Raw genomic sequence first — 26,169 nt, 5'->3', positions numbered from 1 at the left:
AAATCTCTGAGAAGGAACGTATGGAATTTATCTTTGCGCGTGCTGTGGATGGCGTTGTTGCAACAGGCCTGTCGGCTGACCGGTGTCATGAAAAACGCCGGGCCCCCAGGGCTTCGGGCAGTGCGTTGTGGGTGTGCGTGCGCGTGTCGGAGGGGCAGGTATGAATCAGTTTTTCCAGCTCTCGACAAGTTACCCTCTGACGACAGCGCAGCGGGACATCTGGCTGGACCAGATGACCAAGGGCGATTCTCCCCTGTACAACATTGGTGGCTATCTCCATATCCAGGGCGCCGTCGACCCGGAGCGTTTTCAGCGGGCGGTCGACCTGTTGATTGAGAAATATGATGCCCTGCGTACGGTATTGCATTACGGCGCCGACGGCGTGCCCATGCAAACAATGGCCGAGACATTGGAGGCGCGGGTTCCCGTGCTGGATTTTTCCGATCGGCCCGACCCAGAGGCAGCGGTCCATGCCTGGATGCAACAAAGGATGGCGGTCGCCATCAGGTTGGATGAAAGCCCGTTGTTCCGGTTCTATCTGGCTAAACTCGGTGACGCATCGTTTTATTTTGTGATGCACCTTCACCACATCATCCTGGACGGGTGGGGCGTCGGTCTGGTGCTGACTTCGCTGGGCGAACTCTATGACGCCCTGGAGAACGACCAGCCGCCTGACTTGTCGGCACCGTCCTATGTCGGATTCATCGACGAGGATGCCCGCTATCGTGACTCCCCTCGTTTCAAGCTCGATGAGGCGTACTGGCTGGACAAATACCAGGACGTTCCGGATCCACTGTTCATCGCGCGTCACCACGATCAGCCACCCGGGGTCCTGGCTCCCAGTGCTCAAGCCTTGTATCGCTTCGCCCACACTTTGAGCGATCGAATCGATGTCCTGGCGCAAGCGCATCAGGCGTCACGTTTTTCGGTGCTGCTGGCTGCACTGTATGTCTTTTTCATACGGACCACCCAGCGTGATGAGTTGGTGATCGGCCTGCCGATCCTGAACCGCCCCAATGCAACCTTCAAGAAAACGGCGGGGTTGTTCACGCAGGTCAGTGCCGTGCGCTTCAAGTTCGCCAGCGACTTGTCATTTGGTGAGTTGATACGTGGCGTGACCCGCACACTCAAACAGGACTATCGCAACCAGCGGTTCCCCCTGAGCGAGATGAACCGTTCGCTAGAGTTGCGGCGCGATAACCGCGCGCAACTGTTCGACGTTTCGTTTTCCTATGAGCAGGAAGATCGTCGGTTCATGTTCGGACAGGCGCCGGCTCATTTTGTGATGGGCTCGAACGGCCAGGAACAGATGCCGCTGTCCATCCATATCCGAAGCAACCCGCACGACGACAATGCCTGGCTGCACTGGATCTACAACGAAAGCTATTTCCAGGCCGATGAAATCGAGTCGATGGCCGACCGATTCATGCATGTGCTGGAGCAGGGCTTGCGTGACGATACATTGCCGATCGAAGGCTTCGTTCTGCCGACTGCGGCCGAAGCGGACATGCTCCAGGCCTGGAACGCGAGCGATGCGCGCACGTATGAGCATGACCACACGATCCATGGGCTGTTCGAAGCGCAGGCGCGGGTGCGGGCTGACGCGGTAGCGGTGGTGCATGAAGACCGTTGCCTGACTTATGGCGAACTCAACGCCCGGGCGAATCAGGTGGCGCACCGGCTGTTGATCCTCGGAGTCCGCCCGGACGACCGCGTGGCGATCTGTGTTGAGCGCGGTCTGGACATGATCATCGGGTTGTTGGGCATTCTGAAGTCCGGTGCCGGCTATGTGCCGCTGGATCCGGCCTATCCCCAGGAGCGCCTGGCATTCATGCTCGACGACAGTGCGCCGGTTGCTTTGCTCACTCAATCGACGCTGCAGGTTCAACTGCCGGCGTCGCAAGTTCCGGTGTTGTTGCTTGACCAGGCCGATGCGGCGGGTATCACCGCACAGCCACGCTACAACCCTGATGTGCGCACCCTGGCCTCACACCACTTGGCCTACGTGATCTACACCTCGGGTTCGACCGGGTTGCCCAAGGGGGTGATGGTCGAGCACCGCAACGTCGCGCGGCTGTTCTCGGCGACCCAGCCCTGGTTCGACTTTGGCCCGCAGGACGTGTGGGCGCTGTTTCATTCCTTCGCCTTCGATTTCTCGGTCTGGGAAATCTGGGGCGCGTTGACCCACGGCGGCCGTCTGCTGGTGGTGCCGCAACTGGTCAGCCGTTCTCCCCAAGACTGCTATGCGCTGTTGTGCGAGGCCGGGGTCACGGTGCTGAATCAGACGCCAAGTGCTTTCCGGCAGTTGATCGCGGCCCAGGGTGACAGCGACCTGTGCCACAGCCTGCGCCAGGTGATCTTTGGCGGTGAAGCGCTGGAAACCAGCATGCTCAAGCCGTGGTATGCCCGTGCGACCAATGCCGGGACACAACTGGTGAACATGTACGGCATCACCGAAACGACTGTGCATGTGACTTATCGTGCGTTGTGTGCCGCGGATGCGCAGTTGACCGGCGTCAGCCCGATCGGTAAGCGGATTCCCGATCTGCGCCTGTACCTGCTCGACAAGTACGGCCAACCGGTGCCAGTAGGCGTGGAGGGCGAGTTGTATGTGGGGGGCGCTGGCGTGGCGCGGGGTTACTTGAACCGGCCCCAGCTTGACGAAGCGCGATTCCTGGCCGACCCGTTCGACGGTGGGGCTCATGGGCGAATGTACCGTACCGGAGACCTTGGCCGCTGGCTGAAAAATGGTGAACTGGAATACCTGGGGCGCAACGATGAACAGGTAAAGATCCGTGGTTTCCGCATTGAACTGGGCGAGATCGAAGCGAAGCTGGCGGTATGCGCGCAGGTGCGCGAAGCGGTGGTGATCGCCCGGGAAGACAACCCGGGGGACAAGCGCCTGGTGGCTTATGTGGTGGCCGACGCAGGTCGGCAACTCTCGGTGGCTGACCTGCGAGACCAATTGCTGGGCTTGTTGGCGGACTACATGGTGCCGAGTGCATTCGTGTTGCTGGATGCGCTCCCATTGACGACCAACGGCAAGCTGGACCGCAAAGCCCTGCCGGCGCCCGATTCACAGGCCTATGCCCGGCGCAGCTACGAAGCCCCGGAAGGCGAAGTGGAAACTGTCCTGGCCAGGCTTTGGGCCGAACTGCTTGGTGTGGAACAGGTGGGTCGACACGATCGGTTCTTCGAACTGGGCGGCCACTCCTTGCTGGCGGTCAAGCTGATCGAACGCATGCGCCAGGTCAAGCTGCACGCCGATGTGGGGGTTCTGTTTGGCCAGCCGACGTTGGCATCGCTGGCCGCCGCCACGGGTGTCAGCAAGGGCATCGTGGTGCCGGACAACATGATTGCCCACGGGGTCGAATGCATCACATCGGACATGCTGCCACTGGCAACGCTGACCCAGGACGAGATCGATCGAGTGGTCGCGGCAGTGCCGGGCGGCGTGGACAATGTCCAGGATATCTACGGGCTTGTGCCGTTGCAGGAAGGCATCCTGTATCACCACCTGGCGACCGAGGAAGGCGATCCGTACCTGTTGCAGATTCTGTTGCGCATCGACAGTCGCGAACAGCTCGATGCTATTGTGCAGGCTTTGCAAGTGGCGATCGAGCGCCATGACATTCTGCGTACCTCGGTGGCGTGGGAGGGCTTGGGCGAGCCGGTCCAAGTGGTCTGGCGCCAGGCACAACTGATGGTCGAAGAGCTCGGGCTGGACGTGGCTGAAGGTGATATCGCTGGCCAGATGCAGCGCCGTTTCGATCCACGTCACACCCGCTTCGATCTGCGCCAGGCGCCGATGATGCGCCTTCATTTCACCGAAGATGTCGCCCACGGCAACTGGGTCGCGGTGTTGTTGTTCCATCACCTGATTGACGACGCCACCTCCCTGGGGATGCTGGGCAAGGAGATCGAGGCGCATCTGGAGGGCCGTTCGGCCGAACTTCCGGTATCGGTGCCTTACCGCAACTATGTGGCGCAGGTGCGGTTGGCCGGCAATCAGGAACACCATGAGGCGTTCTTCAGCGAGATGCTGGGGGACATAGACGAGCCGACATTACCGTTCGGTCTGCGGGATGTGCAGGGCGACGGCGTCGGTGTCGAAGAGACGGTGTTGCCGCTGGCCGCCGATCTGGCCCAGCGGTTGCGTACCCAGGCGCGGCGCCTGGGAGTGAGTACGGCCAGCCTGCATCACCTGGCTTGGGGTCAGGTGGTGGGGCGTTTGTCCGGTCGCCAGGATGTGGTGTTCGGCACGGTGCTGATGGGCCGCCTGCACAGTGGGCAGGAAGCCGGCCATGCCCTGGGCATGTTCGTCAACACACTGCCCTTGCGCGTCGAAGCGGGGGGGCAGGGGGTATTGGCCGCGCTGAAAGCGACCCACGCACGGTTGGCGACCCTGCTGAGGCATGAACACGCGCCATTGTCCCTGGCGCAGCGTTGCAGCGGTGTCGCGGCGCCGACCCCCTTGTTCAGCGCGCTGATGAATTACCGGCAGACTGCCGTGGCGGCGCAGGCACCCAAGGCGGTCGGTGAAGGGCGTCGCTGGGCCGGGGCGCAAATTCTGAGTGGCGAAGAACGCACCAACTATCCGCTGACGCTGTCCGTGGACGATCTCGGTGACGGCTTCAGCCTGACCGTTCAAGCGGTGGTCGAAATCGGCGCGCGGCGTATCGGCGCCTATATGGAAGCGGCATTGACGAGTCTGGCGGCGGCGTTGGAGCGTGCGGTTGAATCGCCCCTGGCGGATTTGACGATTTTGCCGGCATTGGAACGCGAGCAACTGCTGGTGGCATTCAACGCCACCGAGGCGGATTATCCGCAGCAGCAGACGGTTCATGGTTTGTTCGAAGAACAGGCCCAGCGTACGCCGGATGCGGTGGCGGTGATCCGGGGTGAGCAGCGCCTGACTTATCACGAGTTGAACGAGCGGGCCAACCGCCTGGCCCATTACCTGCGCAAACAGGGCGTAGAGCCCGATTCGCGGGTGGCGATTTGCGTCGAACGCAGTATCGACATGGTTGTTGGATTGCTGGCGATTCTCAAGGCTGGCGGCGGTTATGTGCCGTTGGATCCGGCGTATCCGCTGGATCGGATTGCCTACATGCTGGAAGACAGTGCGCCGGCGGCGGTGTTGGCCCAGGACGCTACAGTCGGCTTGTTGAGCGATGCCTCGATGGCAGTGATCAATCTCGACAGCGGCGATTGGCAGGACGAATCCGTCCAGAATCCCGAGGTCACTGAGCTGACGTCCTCGCACCTGGCTTATGTCATCTACACCTCAGGCTCGACCGGTCTGCCCAAGGGCGTGATGATCGAACACCGCAACACAGTGAACTTCCTGACCTGGGCCCATCGTTCGTTCGATGACGCCACGTTGTCGAAAACCCTGTTCTCGACGTCGCTGAACTTCGACCTGGCCGTCTATGAATGCTTCGCGCCGCTGACCTCGGGCGGCAGCATCGAAGTGGTCACTAATGTGCTGGAACTGCAGCAGGGCGAGCACGACATCACGCTGATCAACACCGTGCCGTCGGCGCTCAAGGCCTTGCTGGAGTCCGGTGGATTGGGCGAGGGCGTCGACACGGTCAACGTCGCCGGTGAAGCGCTCAAGCGCAGCCTGGTGGAGACGTTGTTCGAGCAGACCCAGGTCAAGCGCCTGTGCAACCTCTACGGCCCGTCGGAAACCACGACCTATTCAAGCTGGGTGTCGATGGCCCGCGAAGACGGATTTGCCGCACACATCGGCAAACCGGTGGCGAACACCCAGTTCTATCTGCTGGATGAGCACAAACAACCCGTGCCGCTGGGCGTGCCGGGCGAAATCTACATCGGTGGTGCCGGGGTCGCTCGCGGTTATCTCAACCGTGATGACCTGACGGCCGAGCGTTTCCTGAAAGATCCATTCAGCACGGCTCCAAACGCCCGTATGTACAAAACCGGTGACCTGGGCCGCTACCTGCCGGACGGGAACATCGAGTACCTGGGCCGCAATGACGACCAGGTGAAGATCCGTGGTTTCCGCATTGAACTGGGGGAGATCGAAGCCAAGCTCGCCCAGGCTCCCAACATCAAGGAAACCGTGGTCGTGGCCCGGGAAGATGTGCCGGGCGACAAGCGCCTGGTCGCCTATTTCACCCAACACTCGCCGGACGAAACAGTAGAGATCGAAGCCCTGCGCACGCACCTGCAAGCGCAATTGCCGGCCTACATGGTGCCGGTGGCCTACGTGCGCCTGGATGCGTTGCCACTGACGCCGAACGGCAAGCTCGACCGCAAGGCCCTGCCGGCACCGGACCTCGATGCGCTGATCACCCGTGGCTACGAAGCCCCGCAAGGCGAAACCGAAACCACCTTGGCGCAGATCTGGCAAGACGTGCTCAAGGTCGAACGCGTCGGCCGGCACGACCATTTCTTCGAACTGGGCGGGCATTCCCTGCTGGCCGTCAGCCTGATCGAGCGGATGCGCCAGGCCGGCTTGAGCGCCGATGTGCGCATACTATTCAATCAACCGACCTTGGCCGCGCTGGCTGCCGCAGTGGGCACTGGCAACGAGGTGACTGTCCCGGCAAACCTGATTCCTTTGGGTTGCGAACACATCACCCCAGCCATGCTGCCGCTGGCGAAGTTGAGTCAGGAGGCCATCGACCGCATCGTATCGACGGTGCCAGGCGGTGCGTGCAACGTGCAGGACATCTATCCGCTGGCGCCGCTGCAGGAAGGCATTCTTTACCATCACCTGGCCGCCGAACAAGGCGATCCTTATGTGCTGCAAGCGCAGTTCACCTTCGATAGCCGCGAACGCCTGGACGATTTCACCCAGGCCTTGCAGGGTGTGATCGACCGCCACGACATCTTGAGGTCATCCATGGCCTGGGAAGGGCTGGACGAGCCGGTGCAAGTGGTCTGGCGCAAGGCGGTACTGGGTGTTGAACACGTCATCCCGCACGATGAGGAGGGTGACATTCTCGCTCAGTTGAAGGCGAGCTTCGACGTCAGTCACCACCGCCTGGATATCCGCCAGGCGCCGTTGATGCGCGTTCGGTTCGCTCAGGACGCCGTCAACCAGCGTTGGTTGGCGACCTTGCTGGTCCATCACATGGCGCTCGACCACACGGCGCTGGAAGTGATGCGCCACGAGATACAGATGCACTTGCAGGGCCACGCTGGTCAGTTGGGCGACGCGGTGCCTTATCGCAACTATGTGGCCCAGGTGTGCCTGGGTGTGAGTCGTGAAGAGCACGAAACGTTTTTCCACGCGATGCTCGGCGACATCGACGAGCCGACGCTGCCGTTCGGCTTGCAGGATGTCCGTGGCGATGGCAGCAGTATCGAAGAAGCCCAGCAGGCCATCTCGACGGAGCTGAGCCGCCGTCTGCGCCTGCAGGCGCGCCAATTGGGCGTGAGTGCCGCGAGCCTGTATCACCTGGCCTGGGCCCAGGTGCTGGGCCGGGTTTCGGGTCGCGAGGACGTGGTGTTCGGCACCGTGTTGATGGGGCGGATGCAGGGCGGCGAAGGGGCCGACCGGGCCTTGGGAATGTTCATCAATACCTTGCCGATCAGTGTGCAAGTCGGTGCACAAAGTGTGCGCGACGGCGTGCTGACGACCCATGCGCGGCTGAGCGGTCTGTTGGGCCATGAGCATGCTTCCCTGGCGTTGGCCCAACGTTGCAGTGGCGTGGTTGCACCGACGCCATTGTTCAGTGCATTGCTCAACTACCGTCATTCGGTCGCCGAGCCTAATGCGTTACAAGCGTCGTCGACCTGGGAAGGGATCGAGGAAGTGGGTGGCGAAGAACGCACCAACTATCCACTGGTGCTGTCCGTGGATGATCTCGGCGAAGGCTTCAGCTTGACCGTTCAGGCAGCGGCCGAAATCGGCGCACGGCGGATCGGCGCCTATATGGAAGCGGCATTGACGAGCCTGGTCGTGGCGTTGGAGTGTGCGGCTGGAACGTCATTGTCTGATTTGACGATCTTGCCAGCGCAGGAGCGTGATCGGTTGCTGGTGACATTCAACGCCACCGAGATCGACTATCCGCAGCAGCAGACGATTCATGGGTTATTCGAGGACCAGGTCCAGCGTACGCCGGATGCGGTGGCGGTGATCCGTGGCGAGCAACGCCTGACGTATCACGAGTTGAACGAACGGGCCAACCGCCTGGCCCATTACCTGCGCAAGCAGGGCGTGGAGCCCGATTCGCGGGTGGCGATTTGCGTCGAACGCGGTATCGACATGGTTGTTGGGCTGCTGGCGATCCTCAAGGCTGGCGGCGGTTATGTGCCGCTGGATCCGGCGTATCCGCTGGATCGGATTACCTACATGCTGGAAGACAGTGCGCCGGCGGTGGTGTTGGCGCAGACGGCGACCCTTGAATTGCTGGCAGCAGCCTCGATGCCGGTGATCGATCTCGACAGTGGCCTGTGGCAGGACGAATCCGTCCAGAATCCGGAGGTGGCCGAGCTGACGTCTTCGCACCTGGCCTATGTCATCTACACCTCCGGTTCGACCGGTCTGCCCAAGGGCGTGATGATCGAGCACCGCAACACGGTGAACTTCCTGACCTGGGCCCATCGTTCGTTCGATGACGCCACGTTGTCGAAAACTCTGTTCTCGACTTCGCTGAACTTCGACCTGGCCGTCTACGAGTGTTTCGCGCCGCTGACCTCGGGTGGCAGCATCGAAGTGGTCACTAATGTGCTGGAACTGCAACAGGGCGAGCACGACATCACCCTGATCAACACCGTGCCGTCGGCGCTCAAGGCCTTGCTGGAGTCCGGTGGATTGGGCGAGGGCGTCGACACGGTCAACGTCGCCGGTGAAGCGCTCAAGCGCAGCCTGGTGGAGACGTTGTTCGAGCAGACCCAGGTCAAGCGCCTGTGCAACCTCTACGGCCCGTCGGAAACCACGACCTATTCAAGCTGGGTGTCGATGGCTCGCGAGGACGGGTTTGCCGCGCACATCGGCAAACCGGTGGCGAACACCCAGTTCTATCTGCTGGATGAGCACAAACAACCCGTGCCGCTGGGCGTGCCGGGCGAAATCTACATCGGTGGTGCCGGGGTCGCTCGTGGTTATTTGAACCGCGACGACCTGACGGCCGAGCGTTTCCTGAAAGATCCATTCAGCACGGCTCCAAACGCCCGTATGTACAAAACCGGTGACCTGGGCCGGTATCTGCCGGATGGGAACATCGAGTACCTGGGCCGTAACGATGACCAGGTGAAGATCCGTGGTTTCCGCATCGAGTTGGGCGAGATCGAAGCCAAGCTCGCGCAACACGATGCCTTGAACGAAACCGTAGTCCTGGCCCGTGAGGACGTACCGGGCGACAAACGCTTGGTGGCTTATTTCACCCAGCATTCGCCAGACGAGTCGGTAGACATCGAAGCCTTGCGCGCCTATCTGCAGGCATTGTTGCCGAGCTACATGGTGCCGGTGGCTTACGTGCGCCTGGATGCGTTACCACTGACGCCGAACGGCAAGCTCGACCGCAAGGCGCTGCCGGCGCCGGATCTGGATGCCGTCATCAGCCGCGGCTACGAAGCCCCGCAAGGCGAAACCGAAACCACCCTGGCGCAGATCTGGCAAGACTTGCTGGGCCTGCAACAGGTCGGTCGCCATGATCACTTCTTCGAACTGGGGGGGCATTCCCTGCTGGCGGTCACGCTGATCGAGCGCATGCGCCAGGCCGGCTTGAGCGCCGACGTGCGCATATTGTTCGGCCAGCCAACCCTCGCGGCGTTGGCGGCGGCAGTGGGAGGCAGCAACGAAATCGTGGTGCCAGTCAACCGGATCGCGCTCGACTGCGAGCGGATCACGCCTGACATGCTGACGCTGACCAGCCTCGACCAGGACGCCATCGACCGCATCGTGTCCACCGTACCGGGTGGTGCGCGCAACGTGCAGGACATCTATCCGTTGGCCCCCTTGCAGGAAGGCATCCTTTACCATCACCTCGCATCCGAACAAGGCGACCCTTACGTGCTGCAAACGCAGTTCGCCTTCGACAACCGCGAACGCCTCGACGCTTTCATCCAGGCCCTGCAAAGCGTCGTTGACCGCCACGACATCTTGAGGTCATCCATGGCCTGGGAAGGGCTGGACGAGCCGGTGCAAGTGGTCTGGCGCAAGGCGGTGCTGGGTGTTGAGCACGTCATCCCGCACGATGAGGAGGGTGACATTCTCGCCCAGTTGAAGGCGAGCTTCGACGTCAGTCACCACCGTCTGGATATCCGCCAGGCGCCGTTGATGTGCGTCCGATTCGCAGAGGACGCCGTCAACCAGCGTTGGCTGGCGACCTTGCTGTTCCATCACATGGCGCTCGACCACACGGCGCTGGAAGTGGTGCGTCACGAGATGCAGGCGCACCTCTCGGGCCAAGCCGGTCAGTTGGGCGATGCGGTGCCTTACCGTAACTATGTGGCCCAGGTATGCCTGGGTGTGAGTCGTGAAGAGCACGAAGCGTTTTTCCGCGCGATGCTCGGCGACATCGACGAACCGACGCTGCCGTTCGGCCTGCAGGATGTTCGTGGCGATGGCAGCGGTATCGAAGAAGCCCGACAGGCTATCGCGACCGACTTGAGTCGACGCCTGCGGACCCAGGCCCGTCGCCTGGGGGTGAGTGCGGCAGCCTTGCATCACCTGGCCTGGGCCCAGGTACTGGGTCGGGTTTCGGGGCGCGAAGACGTGGTGTTCGGCACCGTGCTGATGGGGCGGATGCAGGGCGGCGAAGGCGCCGACCGTGCCTTGGGAATGTTCATCAACACCTTGCCGATTGGCGTGCAGGTCGGTGCGCAAAGCGTCCGCGACGCTGTACTGGCGACCCATACGCGGTTGAGCGGCTTGTTGGGCCATGAACATGCCTCCCTGGCGTTGGCCCAACGTTGCAGTGGCGTGGCTGCACCGACGCCACTGTTCAGTGCATTGCTCAACTACCGTCATTCGGTCGCCGAGCCTATTGCGCTGCAAACCTCGTCAGCCTGGCAGGGTATCGAGATACTGGGGAGCGAAGAACGCACCAATTATCCGTTGACGATGAGCGTCGATGACCTGGGTAAAGACTTCAGCCTGACGGTGCTGGTCGAGTCTCGGGTGGGTGCCCAACGTATCTGCGGCTATATGCAAGTGGCGCTGGAAAGTCTGGTCGAGGCGTTGGAGCATGCGCCACAGACGCCGATGTGCAGCCTGGCAATATTGCCGCTGGCCGAACGTAAGCAACTCCTTGAAACCTGGAACGCGACAGCGGCGATCTATGCCCATGACCCGCTGATCCATCGGCAGTTCGAGGCCCAGGCCGCGGCACACCCGCAAGCGGTGGCAGTGGTGCATGCAGGCCAGACACTGACTTACTGTGAGCTCAACGCCCGGGCGAACCAGGTCGCGCATCGCCTGTTGGCCTTGGGCGTCTGCCCCGATGATCGAGTGGCGATCTGTGTCGAACGCAGCCTGGAAATGGTTGTCGGCCTGTTGGGCGTGCTGAAGGCCGGGGCCGGCTATGTCCCTGTGGACCCGGCCTACCCGGCGGAACGTATTGCCTACCTGTTGCAGGACAGCGCACCGGTTGCGGTGTTGGTGCAGGCCGTCACCCAGGGTTTGCTGGCCGCTGGCGCGGTGCCGGTCATCAATCTCGATAACGCCGGTTGGCAGGACGAGTCCGTCTCCAACCCCGCGGTGCCAGGGCTCGAAGCCCGTCACCTGGCATACGTGATCTACACGTCCGGCTCGACCGGTCTGCCCAAGGGCGTGATGGTCGAGCATCGCAACCTCAGCAACCTGGTGGGCTGGCATTGCCAGGCCTTTAATGTGAAACGCGGTAGCCGCACCTCCAGTGTCGCCGGTTTCGGTTTCGATGCGGCGGCCTGGGAGATCTGGCCTTCGTTGTGTGCGGGGGCGACGTTGCTGTTGCCACCGGCCCATGCGGGCAGCGAGGACGTCGGCGCGCTACTCGACTGGTGGCAGGCCCAGGCGCTGGATGTGTGTTTCCTGCCCACGCCCATTGCCGAATACGCGTTTGGCCGCAACCTGGGACACGATCAACTGCGCACCTTGCTGATTGGTGGCGACCGCCTGCGCAAGCTACCGGCCGATCTGCCCTTCGAACTGATCAACAACTACGGCCCCACGGAAACGACGGTGGTGGCTACCTCGGGGCGGATCGATGCCTCGCAGGCGGTGTTGCATATCGGTAAGCCGGTGGCCAACACCCAGGTCTACCTGCTCGATGCCCACCTGCAACCGGTTCCGGTCGGCGTGGCAGGTGAGCTGTACATTGGTGGCGCCGGGGTTGCCCGGGGTTATTTGAACCGTGGGCAATTGACCGCCGAGCGCTTTGTGAAGGACCCGTTCAGCCCTGTGCAGGACGCGCGGATGTACCGCACCGGTGACCTGGGGCGCTACTTGCCGGACGGCAACATCGACTACCTGGGGCGCAACGACAGCCAACTGAAGATCCGTGGCTTGCGTATCGAGCTGGGTGAAATAGAAGCCAGGCTCGGCGCTTGCGCCGGAGTCCGGGAGGCCGTTGTCGTCGCGGTGGGAGAGGCCCCGGATGACCAGCGCCTGGTGGCGTATTACACGGCGCACGACACCCTGGATCAAGCGCTGACAGCCGATAATCTGCGCGAGCAATTGCAGGTGCACCTGCCCAGCCACATGGTGCCGGCGGCCTACATGTGCCTGGACGCCTTGCCTTTGACCCCGAACGGTAAACTCGACCATCGGGCCTTGCCTGTCCCGGACAGCGAGGCCTATTCGGGACGCGGCTACGCAGCCCCGCAAGGCGAAGTCGAAACGGCATTGGCGCGGATCTGGTCCGAGCTGCTCAAGGTCGAGCAGGTGGGTCGCTACGACAATTTCTTTGAGCTGGGCGGGCATTCGCTCATGGCCGTCAGCCTGATCGAGCGGATGCGCCAGGTCGGCTTGAGCGCCGACGTGCGCGTGCTGTTCAGTCAACCGACCCTGGCCGCGCTGGCCGCCGCCGTCGGTAGTGGCAGTGAGGTCAGTGTCCCGGCGAACTTGATTCCCTTGGACTGTGAACACATTACCCCGGCGATGCTGCCGCTGGTCGCTCTGGACCCGCACGCCATCGAGCGCATCGTATCGACAGTACCGGGGGGGGCGCGCAATGTGCAGGACATCTATCCGCTGGCCCCGCTACAGGAAGGTATTCTCTACCATCACCTCTCGGCCGAGCAGGGCGATCCCTACCTGCTCCAGACGCTGTTCGCTTTCGAGACCCAGGACCGTCTGGAGGACTTCGCGCGCGCGTTGCAACAGGTTATCGATCGTCACGACATTCTCAGGACGTCGATACGTTGGGAGGGATTCGAGCAACCCTTGCAGATCGTCTGGCGCAAAGCGCTGCTGAGACGGCAAGAGGTCGCCCTGGCTCCGGTCGACGGCGATGCCGCGGCGCAACTGTATGAACGCTTCGATTCCAGGCATCACCGTCTGGATATTACCCAGGCACCGATGCTGCGTCTTGTGCATGCCCACGACACGGATAATGACCGTTGGCTGGCGATGCTGCTGTTCCACCACATGACGCTGGACCACACCGCGCTGGACGTGATGCAACACGAAATACAGGCCTGTCTCTCGGGAGAGGCGGCGCAGTTGGGCGCCGCGATGCCGTATCGCAACTATGTGGCCCAGGCCCGTCTGGGTGTGAGTGGCGAAGCCCACGAACGTTTTTTCCGCGACATGCTCGGCGACGTCGACGAGCCGACGCTACCGTTCGGCTTGCAGGATGTGCAAGGCGATGGCAGCGACATCGAGGAGGTCCGCCAGGACGTCGCGGCCGACCTGAGTCGCCGGTTACGGGTCCAGGCGCGTCAGCTCGGGGTGAGCGCGGCGAGCCTGTATCACCTGGTTTGGGCGCAAGTCCTGGGCCAGGTGTCGGGCAAGGACGATGTGGTGTTCGGCACGGTGCTGATGGGCCGGATGCAGGGCGGCGAGGGCGCCGATCGGGCGTTGGGCATGTTCATCAATACGCTGCCCTTGCGGGTGAGCGTGGCGCAAGCCGGCGTCCGTGCCGGCGTCAAGGAGACCCATGCCCGCCTGACCGCGTTGCTGGCCCATGAACACGCTTCCTTGGCGTTGGCGCAACGTAGCAGTGGCGTGCAAGCACCAACACCATTGTTCAGTGCCTTGCTCAACTACCGTCATACCGGAGCGACAACCGCGATCGAGCTGTTGCCGGCCTGGGACGGTATCCAGATACTCAGTAGCGAGGAACGGACCAACTACCCGTTGACGTTGTCGGTGGACGATCAGGGCGAAGCGTTCAGCTTTACCGTCATGACCCCGGCACGCATTGGTGCGCAGCGGCTTTGTGGTTATGTGCAGCACACATTGGAAAACCTGGTCGGCATGCTCGAGCAGACGCCGGACCAGCCTTTGCAGCACCTGTCGATCCTGCCGGCCTTGGAACGTGAACAACTGCTGGTGACATTCAACGCCACCGAGGCGGATTATCCGCAGCAGCAGACGGTTCATGGTTTGTTCGAAGAACAGGTCCAGCGTACGCCGGATGCGGTGGCGGTGATCCGTGGCGAGCAGCGCCTGACTTATCACGAGTTGAACGAGCGGGCCAACCGACTGGCCCATTACCTGCGCAAGCAGGGGGTGAAGCCCGATTCGCGGGTGGCGATCTGCGTAGAGCGTGGCATCGACATGGTCGTGGGGTTGCTGGCGATTCTCAAGGCCGGTGGCGGTTATGTGCCGCTGGATCCGGCGTATCCGCTGGACCGCATCGCCTACATGCTGGAAGACAGTGCGCCGGCGGCGGTGTTGGCCCAGGACGCTACAGTCGGCTTGTTGAGCGATGCCTCGATGGCAGTGATCAATCTCGACAGCGGCGATTGGCAGGACGAATCCGTCCAGAATCCCGAGGTCACTGAGCTGACGTCCTCGCACCTGGCTTATGTCATCTACACCTCCGGTTCGACCGGTCTGCCCAAGGGCGTGATGATCGAGCACCGCAACACGGTGAACTTCCTGACCTGGGCCCATCGTTCATTTGACGCTCAAATCCTGTCGAAAACCCTGTTCTCGACGTCGCTGAACTTCGACCTGGCGGTCTACGAGTGCTTTGCGCCGCTGACCTCGGGCGGCAGCATCGAAGTGGTCACTAATGTGCTGGAACTGCAACAGGGCGAGCACGACATCACGCTGATCAACACCGTGCCCTCGGCGCTCAAGGCCTTGCTGGAATCCGGCGGATTGGGCGAGGGCGTCGACACGGTCAACGTCGCCGGTGAAGCGCTCAAGCGCAGCCTGGTGGAGACGTTGTTCGAGCAGACCCAGGTCAAGCGCCTGTGCAACCTCTACGGCCCGTCGGAAACCACGACCTATTCAAGCTGGGTGTCGATAGCCCGCGAAGACGGATTTGCCGCACACATCGGCAAACCGGTGGCGAACACCCAGTTCTATCTGCTGGATGAGCACAAACAACCCGTGCCGCTGGGCGTGCCGGGCGAAATCTACATCGGTGGTGCCGGGGTCGCTCGCGGTTATCTCAACCGTGATGACCTGACGGCCGAGCGTTTCCTGAAAGATCCATTCAGCACGGCTCCAAACGCCCGTATGTACAAAACCGGTGACCTGGGCCGCTACCTGCCGGACGGCAACATCGAATACCTGGGCCGCAATGACGACCAGGTGAAGATCCGTGGTTTCCGCATCGAACTGGGCGAGATCGAAGCCAAACTCGCCCAGGCTCCCAACATCAAGGAAACCGTAGTCCTGGCCCGGGAAGACGTGCCGGGGGACAAGCGCCTGGTGGCCTATTTCACCCAACACTCGCCGGACGAAACAGTAGAGATCGAAGCCCTGCGCACGCACCTGCAAGCGCAGTTGCCGGCCTACATGGTGCCGGTGGCCTACGTGCGCCTGGATGCCTTGCCACTGACCCCCAACGGCAAGCTCGACCGCAAGGCCTTGCCGGCACCGGATCTCGATGCGCTGATCACCCGTGGCTACGAAGCCCCGCAAGGCGAGGTCGAGATCAGCCTGGCGCAGATCTGGCAAGACGTGCTCAAGGTCGAACGCGTCGGCCGTCACGACCATTTCTTCGAACTGGGCGGCCATTCGCTGTTGGCGGTCACGCTGATCGAGCGCATGCGCCAGGCCGGCTTGAGCGCCGACGTGCGCGTACTGTTCGGCCAGCCCACCCTGGCCGCGCTGGCGGCGGCAGTGGGGGGCGGCAGCGAAATCGACGTGCCGGTCAACGGCATCCCGTTCGGCTGCGAGCGGATCACACCTGACATGCTGACGCTCACCAGCCTCGACCAGGACGCCATCGACCGCATCGTGTCGACCGTTCCAGGTGGGGCGCGCAACGTGCAAGAGATTTATCCAGTGGCACCGTTGCAGGAAGGCATTCTTTACCATCACCTGTCGGCCGAGCAGGGCGATCCCTATGTCTTGCACGCGCAATTTGCCTTTGACAGCCGCGAACGCCTCGACGGGTTCACCCAGGCCCTGCAAAGTGTCATTGACCGCCACGACATCTTGCGCACCGCGATTCTCTGGGAAGGTCTCGACGGGCCTCGACAAGTGGTCTGGCGCGAAGCGCGGCTGGGGCTTGAAGAATTGGTGCTGGACCCGCAGGCCGGAGCGATCGCCCAACAGCTGCAGCACCGTTTCGACGTCCGGCACTATGCCCTGGACATGACCCAGGCACCGCTGATGCGCCTGGCCTTTGCCCAAGACAAGCCGAACCAGCGCTGGGTAGCGATGCTGTTGTTCCATCACATCGCCCTCGATCACGCGGCGCTGAAAGTCGTACAGAGCGAGATGCAGGCCTACCTGCTGGGGCAGGCCGGTCAATTGGACGTTCCGGTACCGTATCGCAACTACGTGGCCCAGGCGTGCTTGGGTGTGGATCGTGAAGCGCAGGAAGGGTTCTTCCGTGAGATGCTGGGTGATGTCGACGAACCCACGCTGCCGTTCGGTTTGCAGCAGGTGCAGGGTGACAGCCATGACATCGAGGATGCGAGCCTGGTGCTCGACGGCGACTTGAGTCGTCGGTTGCGGCGCCTGGCACGCCAGTCGGGCGTGGGCGTTGCCAGTTTGCATCACTTGGCCTGGGCCCAGGTGCTGGGGCAAGCGTCCGGCAAGCAGGACGTGGTGTTTGGCACCGTATTGATGGGGCGGATGCAGGGCGGCCAGGGTGCTGACCGTGCGTTGGGCATGTTCATCAACACCTTGCCCCTTCGTGTGAGCGTGGGCGATCAGGCCGTCAAGGCCGGCGTCAAGGCGGTCCATGGGCAATTGACCGCACTGTTGGGCCACGAGCACGCCTCGCTGGCAGTGGCCCAGCGTTGCAGCGGCGTGGCGGCACCACTGCCGCTGTTCAGCGCCTTGTTGAACTACCGCAACTCCAGCGAACAGGCCGATACAGAAGCGGCGCAGTTGGCCTGGCACGGCATTGAGACACTGGGTGGCGAAGCACGTACCAACTATCCATTGACGCTGTGTATCGACGACTTGGGTGAAGATTTCGCCCTGACCGTCCTGGCCACGAGCGGTGTCGGTGCGCAGCGAGTCTGTGCCTACATGGCGACCGCGCTGCAAAGCTTGGCAACGGCGTTGGAATCCGACCCGACATCACGCTTGCAAACGCTGGCGGTACTGCCGCAAGCCGAGCGTCATCAGGTACTGACCGGCTTCAATACCACTGCCCGACGCTATCCTCAGGACAGGACCGTCCATGGCCTGTTCGAGGCGCAAGCCAACGAGCGTCCGCAAGCCGTTGCCGCCGTGCACAACGAGCACAGCCTGACCTACGCCGAGTTGAACCACCGGGCCAATCGCCTGGCCCGTCATCTGGTTGGTCTCGGCGTGCGACCGGGGGATCGGGTGGCGATTGCGCTGGAGCGTTCGCTCGAGCTGCTGGTCAGCCAACTGGCGATCCTCAAGTGCGCCGCCGTCTATGTCCCACTGGATGTCAGCGCGCCTCTGGAGCGTCAGCAGTTCATGGTGCAGGACAGCGGGGCACAGGTCGTGCTGACGTCGGGCACGGCGGTAGCGCCTGAAGCCTCGCAACGGGTCGATCTGGATACGCTGGTCTTCAATGAAGCCGCCGATAACCTCCACCTGACGCAAAGCGGCGAATCGGTGGCCTACATCATGTACACCTCCGGCTCCACCGGCACCCCGAAAGGCGTGCTGGTGCCACATCGGGCGATCAACCGACTGGTGATCAACAACGGCTACGCCGAGTTCAACGCCCAGGACCGGGTGGCCTTTGCCTCCAACCCGGCCTTCGATGCCAGCACCCTCGACGTCTGGGCACCGTTGCTCAACGGCGGTTGTGTGGTGGTGGTCGACCAGGACGTGCTGTTGTCCCAGGCGGATTTCCACGCGCTGTTGCTCGAACAATCGGTCAGCGTGCTGTGGATGACCGCTGGTCTGTTCCATCAATACGCCGCGGGGCTGATGTCGGTGTTCGCCCAATTGCGCTACCTGATCGTCGGTGGCGATGTGCTCGACCCAGCAGTGATCGGCCGCGTCCTGAAAGAAGGCGCGCCGGCTCATCTGCTCAACGGTTATGGCCCGACCGAAGCCACCACGTTTACCACCACCCACGAGATCAAGAGCGTGGGCGAGGGCGGTATTCCCATCGGTCGTCCGATCGGCAACACCCGTGTCTATGTGCTGGATGCCAATCGTCAGCCAGTGCCCATTGGCGTGGCCGGCGAGCTGTACATCGGTGGCGATGGCGTGGCGAAAGGGTACTTGAATCGTCCCGAGCTGAGCGCCGAGAAGTTTGTTGTCGACCCGTTCAATGCCGATCCCGGTGCCTTGCTCTACCGCACCGGCGACCTGGCGCGCTGGCGGGCGGACGGCACGGTGGATTACCTGGGACGTAACGACGACCAGGTGAAGATCCGTGGTTTCCGTATCGAACTGGGCGAGATCGAAGCCCGGTTAGGCCAGCATGACGAGGTCAAGGATGTCGTGGTGCTGGTGCGCGAAGACGTCCCGGGTGAGAAGCGCCTGGTGGCGTACTTCACGCCGCGGGACCTGGACGTTGCGCCACACATCGAGACCCTGCGTACTCATTTGCAGGGGCAATTGCCGGACTACATGATTCCGGTGGCCTACATTCGCCTCGACACACTGCCGTTGACCGCCAACGGCAAGCTCGACCGCCGCGCACTGCCGGCGCCGGACAGCGAAGCCTACGTCAGCCGTGAATATGAAGCGCCGCAGGGCGAGGTCGAGCAGCTCTTGGCACAACTCTGGGCCGAGCTGCTCAGGGTTGAGCAAGTGGGTCGCCATGACAATTTCTTCGAACTGGGCGGCCATTCGCTGTTGGCCGTCACGCTGATCGAACGCATGCGCCAGGTCGGCTTGAGCGCCGACGTGCGCGTGCTGTTTGGTCAGCCGACCCTGGCCGCACTGGCCGCGGCGATTGGCAGCGGCAGGGAAGTCAGCGTTCCGGCGAACTTGATTCCTTTGCATTGCGACCACATCACCCCTGATCTGTTACCGCTGGTCAACCTGTCCCAGGCCGCCATCGACCGACTCGTCGCCACGGTGCCGGGTGGTGCGCGCAACGTGCAGGACATCTACCCGCTGGCGCCGCTGCAGGACGGCATTCTCTACCATCACCTGGCCGCCGAGCAGGGCGACCCCTATGTGCTGAAAACCGTGTTCGAACTGCAGAGTCGCGACCGCTTGGCGGCGTTTGTGGACGCGCTGCAATACGTCATCGATCGCCACGACATCCTGCGCACCAGTGTGGTGTGGCAAGGCTTCGACGCACCGATCCAAGTGGTGTGGCGCGAAGCGAAGCTGCATCTGGAAGAGATCGCCCTGGACATTGCCAAGGGCGAGATCACGGCGCAGTTGCAGGAGCGTTTCGACCCGCAACGCTACCGGCTGGACATCACCCAGGCCCCGCTGATGCGTCTGGTCTTTGCCGAAGACGCGCTCAACCAGCGTTGGGTCGCGGTGTTGTTGTTCCACCATATGGCCCTCGACCACACGGCGTTGGAAGTGGTGCAGCAAGAGATGCAGGCGCACCTGCTGGGCCAAACCGACCAACTGCCCGTGGCGATGCCGTACCGCGCCTATGTGGCGCAAGCGCGCCTGGGGGTGAGTCAACAAGAGCACGAAGGGTTCTTCCGCGAGATGCTCGCCGATGTCGACGAGCCGACCTTGCCGTTCGGCTTGCAGGACGTGAGCGGCGACGGACAGGCCATCGAGCAGGCCCGGCAGGTTGTCGAGGCGACCTTGAGCCTGCGTCTGCGGGCGCAAGCCCGGCAGTTGGGCGTGAGTGCCGCCAGCTTGGTCCACTTGGCCTGGGCGCAGGTACTGGGGCGTGTGTCAGGCAAGGACGATGTGGTGTTCGGTACGGTCCTGTTGGGCCGGATGCAGAGCGGCGATGGTGCTGACCGGGCGCTGGGCATGTTTATCAATACCTTGCCGCTGCGGATCGACGTGAGCAGCCAAGGCGTGCGCGAGGGGGTGAAAGCCACTCACGCACGGCTGACCGGGTTGTTGGGCCATGAACACGCCTCGCTGGCCTTGGCCCAGCGTTGCAGCGGCGTGGTTGCGCCGCTGCCGCTGTTCAGCGCGCTGCTCAATTATCGGCACAGCGCCAGTGCAGCGGCCGAGGTCTCGAATGAAACCCAGGCCGCATGGCAGGGCATCGAGTTCCTGAGCAACGAAGAACGGACCAATTACCCGCTGACCCTATCGGTGGATGACCTGGGCGATGGCTTCATGCTGAGCGCCCTGGTAGTGCAGGGCATCGGTGCGGCACGCATCTGCGCCTACATGCACACGGCCCTGGAAAGTCTGGTGCAGGCCCTCGAACACGCGCCCCAGACGCCACTCAACCGACTGGAGATCCTGCCGCAAAGCGAGCGCAATCAGTTGCTGGAGGACTTCAACGCCACCCAGCGCGTCTATCCACATGAGCAGACCGTCCTGGCGCTGTTCGAGGCTCAGGCCACGTACCTGCCGCAGGCGATTGCAGCGGTGCACGGGCAGCGGCAAGTGAGCTACGCGCAGTTGAACGAGCAGGCCAACCGCCTGGCCCATCACCTGATCGGCCTCGGCGTGCAACCGGACGACTGCGTGGCCATCCTGCTGCCACGCTCCATCGAGTTGCTGGCCAGTCAACTGGCGATCCTCAAGTGCGCGGCGGCCTACGTGCCGCTGGACCGCAACGCCTCCCTGGAGCGCCAGGGCTTCATGCTCGACGACTGCCAAGCCCGGTACCTGCTGACGTTCAGTACCGAGGCGGTGCCTGCGGGCGCGCGGCGCATCGACCTGGACACGCTGGACAGCCAAGGGCCGGCACACAACCCGGCATTGGCGCAGTCCAGCGAGTCGATCGCCTACATCATGTACACCTCGGGTTCCACCGGGCAGCCCAAGGGCGTGCTGGTGCCACACCGGGCCATCAACCGCCTGGTGATCAACAACGGCTACGCCGACTTCAACGCGCAGGACCGCATCGCCTTCGCCTCGAATCCGGCGTTCGACGCCAGCACCATGGACGTCTGGGGCGCCTTGCTCAATGGCGGGCAGGTGGTGGTGATCGACCATGAAACCCTGCTTGAGCCGTCAAGGTTTGCCCAGGTCCTGCAGGACTCGAGCGCCACGGTGCTGTTCGTGACCACGGCAATCTTCAACCAATACGTGCAACTGATTCCCCAGGCCCTCGGCGGCTTGCGGATCCTGCTGTGCGGCGGCGAACGGGCCGATGTGGCGTCGTTCCGGCGCTTGCTGGACCTGGCGCCCGGTTTGCGCCTGGTGCACTGCTATGGCCCGACCGAAACCACCACCTACGCCACCACCCTCGAGGTGAAGGCCGTGGCGGCGGACGCCGAATGCGTGCCCATTGGCGGACCGATCGGCAATACCCAGGTGTACGTGCTCGATGCACGCCAGCAATTGGCGCCGTTGGGTGTCGTCGGTGAGATGTACATCGGCGGCCAGGGCGTGGCCAAGGGGTATCTGAATCGACCGGACCTGACCGCGGAAAAATTCATCGCCGACCCGTTCAGCCATGACCCCGACGCGCTGCTGTACCGCACCGGTGACCTCGGTCGCTGGTTGCCGGAAGGCAGCCTGGAATGCCTGGGGCGCAACGATGATCAAGTGAAGATCCGCGGTTTCCGCATCGAGCTGGGCGAGATCGAAGCCAAGCTGGTGGCCTGTGACGGCGTGAAGGACGCGGTGGTGCTGGTGCGAGCCGATGAAACCGGCGAGAAACGCCTGGTGGCCTATGTCATTGCCCAACCGCAAGTCACGCTGAGCGTGGCCGGGTTGCGCGAGCAATTGTCCTCGACCTTGTCCGAGTACATGGTGCCTGCGGCGTTCGTGACGTTGCCGGCGTTCCCGTTGACGCTCAACGGCAAGGTGGACCGCAAGGCGCTGCCGGCGCCGGACGCCGAGGCTTACGCGAGCCAGGCCTACGCGGCGCCCCAGGGCGAGATCGAACAGGTCTTGGCCGGTATGTGGGCCGAGTTGTTGAAAGTGGAGCGGATCGGTCGCCACGATCACTTCTTCGAGCTGGGTGGCCACTCGCTGCTGGCGGTGACGCTGATCGAACGCATGCGCCAGGCCGGCTTGAGCGCCGACGTGAGGGTGCTGTTCAGCCAGCCAACCTTGGCCGCACTGGCCGCGGCGATTGGCAGCGGCAGGGAAGTCCGCGTGCCGGCGAACCTGATTCCTTTGGACTGTGAACACATCACCCCGGACTTGTTGCCCTTGATCAACCTGTCCCAGGAGGCCATCGACCGCCTCGTCGCCACCGTTCCCGGTGGTGCGCGCAACGTGCAGGACATCTACCCGTTGGCGCCATTGCAGGAAGGCATCCTCTATCACCACCTGGCCGCCGAGCAGGGCGACCCCTATGTGTTGCAATCGCAATTCGCCTTCGACAACCGTGAGCGCCTCGATGCCTTCATCGGCGCACTGCAAGTGGTGATCGATCGCCACGACATCTTGCGCACCAGTGTGGTCTGGGAAGGCTTGGATGAGCCGGTGCAAGTGGTCTGGCGCCAGGTGGTGCTGGCGCCGCAGTGCATCGTTCTCGATGCCACGGCCGGCGACATCGCCACGCAATTGGCCAGCCGTTTCGATGCGCGTCACAGTCGCCTGGATTTGGGCCGGGCACCGTTGTTGCACCTGGCTTACGCCCGGGACGAGGCCCAGGATCGCTGGGTCGCGATCCTGTTGTTCCATCACATGGCCCTGGACCACACCGCCCTGGACGTGATGCAGCATGAAATGCAAATGCACCTGCTGGGCCAGGACGAACACCTGGTCGCATCGGTGCCGTACCGCAACTACGTGGCCCAGGCCCGCCTGGGGACGAGTGAACAGGAGCACGAAGCGTTTTTCCGCGACATGCTTGGCGATATCGACGAGCCGACGCTGCCATTCGGCCTGGCCCAGGTTCAAGGCGACGGGCACGGCATCGAAGAAACGAAGGTGTTTGTCGATGACGCCCTGAGCCAGCGCCTGCGCACGCAAGCCCGCCAGCTGGGTGTCAGTGCCGCCAGCCTGGTCCATTTGGCCTGGGCCCAAGTCCTGGCCGTGGCGTCGGGCCAGGAGAACGTGGTGTTCGGCACGGTCCTGCTGGGCCGGATGCAGGGCGGGGACGGGGCTGACCGGGCCCTGGGCATGTTCATCAACACCTTGCCCATCTGCGTGCCGGTGAATAAGCAAAGCGTGCGGGACGCGGTGAAGATGACCCATGCGCGGCTGACCGGGTTGCTGGGGCATGAGCATGCCTCCCTGGCCCTGGCCCAACGCTGCAGTGACGTGGCCTCGCCAGCGCCGCTGTTCAGCGCGCTGCTGAACTTCCGCCACAGTTCGCTGCAGGTGACGGATGAGGCATTGTCCGCCTGGAGCGGCATGCAAATCTTGTCCAGCGAGGAACGTACCAACTATCCGCTGACGCTGAACGTCGACGACCTGGGCGAAGGCTTCAGCCTGACGGTTCAGGTCGAGTCCCGGATCGGTGCGCAACGTATCTGTGACTATGTGCAGGAGGCCCTGCAGAGCCTGGTTGACTCCTTGGAACAAGCGCCGCAGACGGCGGTGCGCAACCTCGCGGTATTGCCACCGGCCGAACGCAAGCACCTGCTGGAAACCTGGAATGCGCCAGAGGCGACGTATGCCCATGACGCGCTGATCCATCGTCAATTCGAGGCCCAGGTTGCGACGCAATCCGGCGCGGTGGCGGTGGTGTTCGAGGATCAGGCTCTGACCTACGGCGAACTCAACGCCCAGGCCAACCAGCTCGCTCATCGCTTGTTGTCCCTGGGCATTCGCCCGGATGACCGGGTGGCCATCTGTGTCGAACGCGGCTTGGACATGATCGTCGGCCTGCTGGGGATCTTGAAAGCCGGTGCCGGCTATGTGCCGTTGGACCCGGCTTCCCCGGCGGAACGTATCGCCTACATGCTCGAGGACAGTGCCCCCGTGGCGATCGTGGTGCATGCCGCCACCCAGGCGCTGCTGGCCGAAGAGTCGGTACGGGTGATCGAACTCGATAGTCCGGCGTTGCGCAGCCAGTCCACTGCCAACCCGCAAGTACCGGGCCTGACCTCGTCGCAATTGGCCTACGTGATCTACACCTCCGGTTCCACCGGGTTGCCCAAGGGGGTGATGGTCGAGCACCGCAACGTCGCGCGGCTGTTTTCGGCGACCCAACCCTGGTTCGAGTTCGGCCAGCAAGACGTCTGGGCACTGTTCCATTCCTTCGCCTTCGATTTCTCGGTCTGGGAAATCTGGGGTGCGTTGATCCATGGCGGACGCCTGCTGGTGGTGCCACAGCTGGTCAGCCGCTCCCCGCAAGACTGCTACGCGCTGCTGTGCCAGGCCGGTGTGACCGTGCTGAACCAGACGCCAAGCGCTTTCCGGCAACTGATCGTGGCCCAGGGCGAAAGCGATCTGCGCCACAGCCTGCGCCAGGTGATCTTTGGCGGTGAAGCGCTGGAAACCGCGATGCTCAAGCCCTGGTACGCCCGTGTAGCCAATGCTGGGACACAGTTGGTGAACATGTACGGCATTACTGAGACGACGGTGCACGTGACCTACCGTCCCCTCGAAGCGGCCGACGCGCAGTTGACGGGCGTCAGCCCCATCGGCAAGCGCATTCCCGACCTGCAACTGTATGTGCTCGACGCCCGGCGCGAGCCGGTGCCGGTAGGCGTGGTGGGTGAGATGTACGTGGGTGGCGCAGGCGTGGCGCGGGGTTACCTGAACCGGCCCGAGTTGACCCAGGAACGTTTTATCGCCGACACCTTTAGCGGCTGTGAAGGGGCGCGCCTGTACAGGACCGGCGACCTCGGCCGCTGGCTGGCCGACGGCAGCATCGAATACCTGGGCCGCAACGACGACCAGGTGAAGATCCGCGGTTTCCGCATCGAACTGGGCGAGATCGAAGCGACCTTGGCCGCCTGCGAGGGGGTCAGCGAGGCGCTGGTGATAGCCCGTGAAGACGCGCCGGGGGACAAGCGTCTGGTGGGCTATGTGATTGCCGCAGACGGCGCGCAACCGTCAGCCGCTGAGCTGCGCGCACAATTGCTGGTTTCGCTGGCGGACTACATGGTGCCCAGCGCGTTCGTGGTCCTTGAGGCGTTCCCGCTGACCACCAACGGCAAGCTTGACCGCAAGGCCTTGCCGGCGCCGGATCAGTCGGCGGTGGCGGCCCGCGAATACGAAGCGCCGCAAGGCGAGGCCGAGACGGTCATTGCCGCGATCTGGCAAGACCTGCTGGACCTCGAGCGGATCGGCCGTCACGACAACTTCTTCGAGCTGGGCGGCCATTCGCTGCTGGCGGTCAAGCTGATCGAGCGCATGCGCCACGTCGGCTTGAGTGCCGACGTGCGGGTGCTGTTCGGCCAACCGACGCTGGCGGCCCTGGCTGCCGCGGTGGGCGGGTACACGGAAGTCGTGGTGCCGGGCAACGCCATCCCGGACGGTTGCACGCGGATCACCCCGCAGATGTTGCCCCTGGCCGACCTGGACCAGGGCGCCATCGACCGGATCGTGGCCATGGTCCCGGGTGGCGTGGCAAATGTGCAGGATATCTACGCCCTGGCGCCGTTGCAGGAAGGGATCCTGTATCACCACATCGCCGCCGCCCAAGGCGATCCCTACTTGCAGTACGTGATGTTCGC

The 26,169-nt window shown here is 63.1% G+C and carries 1 protein-coding gene (running past one end of the window); it reads left to right on the top strand.

Features of this window, described 5'->3' with window-relative positions:
* Positions 1–160: 160 nt before the first annotated feature.
* Positions 161–26,169: the 5' portion of a non-ribosomal peptide synthase/polyketide synthase gene (locus IB266_RS05695; protein WP_192260506.1), read on the top strand. The gene runs 3,022 nt beyond the window's last position; the window shows 26,009 of its 29,031 coding nt (coding positions 1–26,009); it begins with the start codon at positions 161–163; the stop codon falls past the right edge of the window.

It is taken from the genome of Pseudomonas sp. Pdm06 (assembly GCF_014851795.1).
Lineage (GTDB): Bacteria > Pseudomonadota > Gammaproteobacteria > Pseudomonadales > Pseudomonadaceae > Aquipseudomonas > Aquipseudomonas fluorescens_AA.
This window is presented reverse-complemented; position numbering and strand designations above follow the sequence as displayed.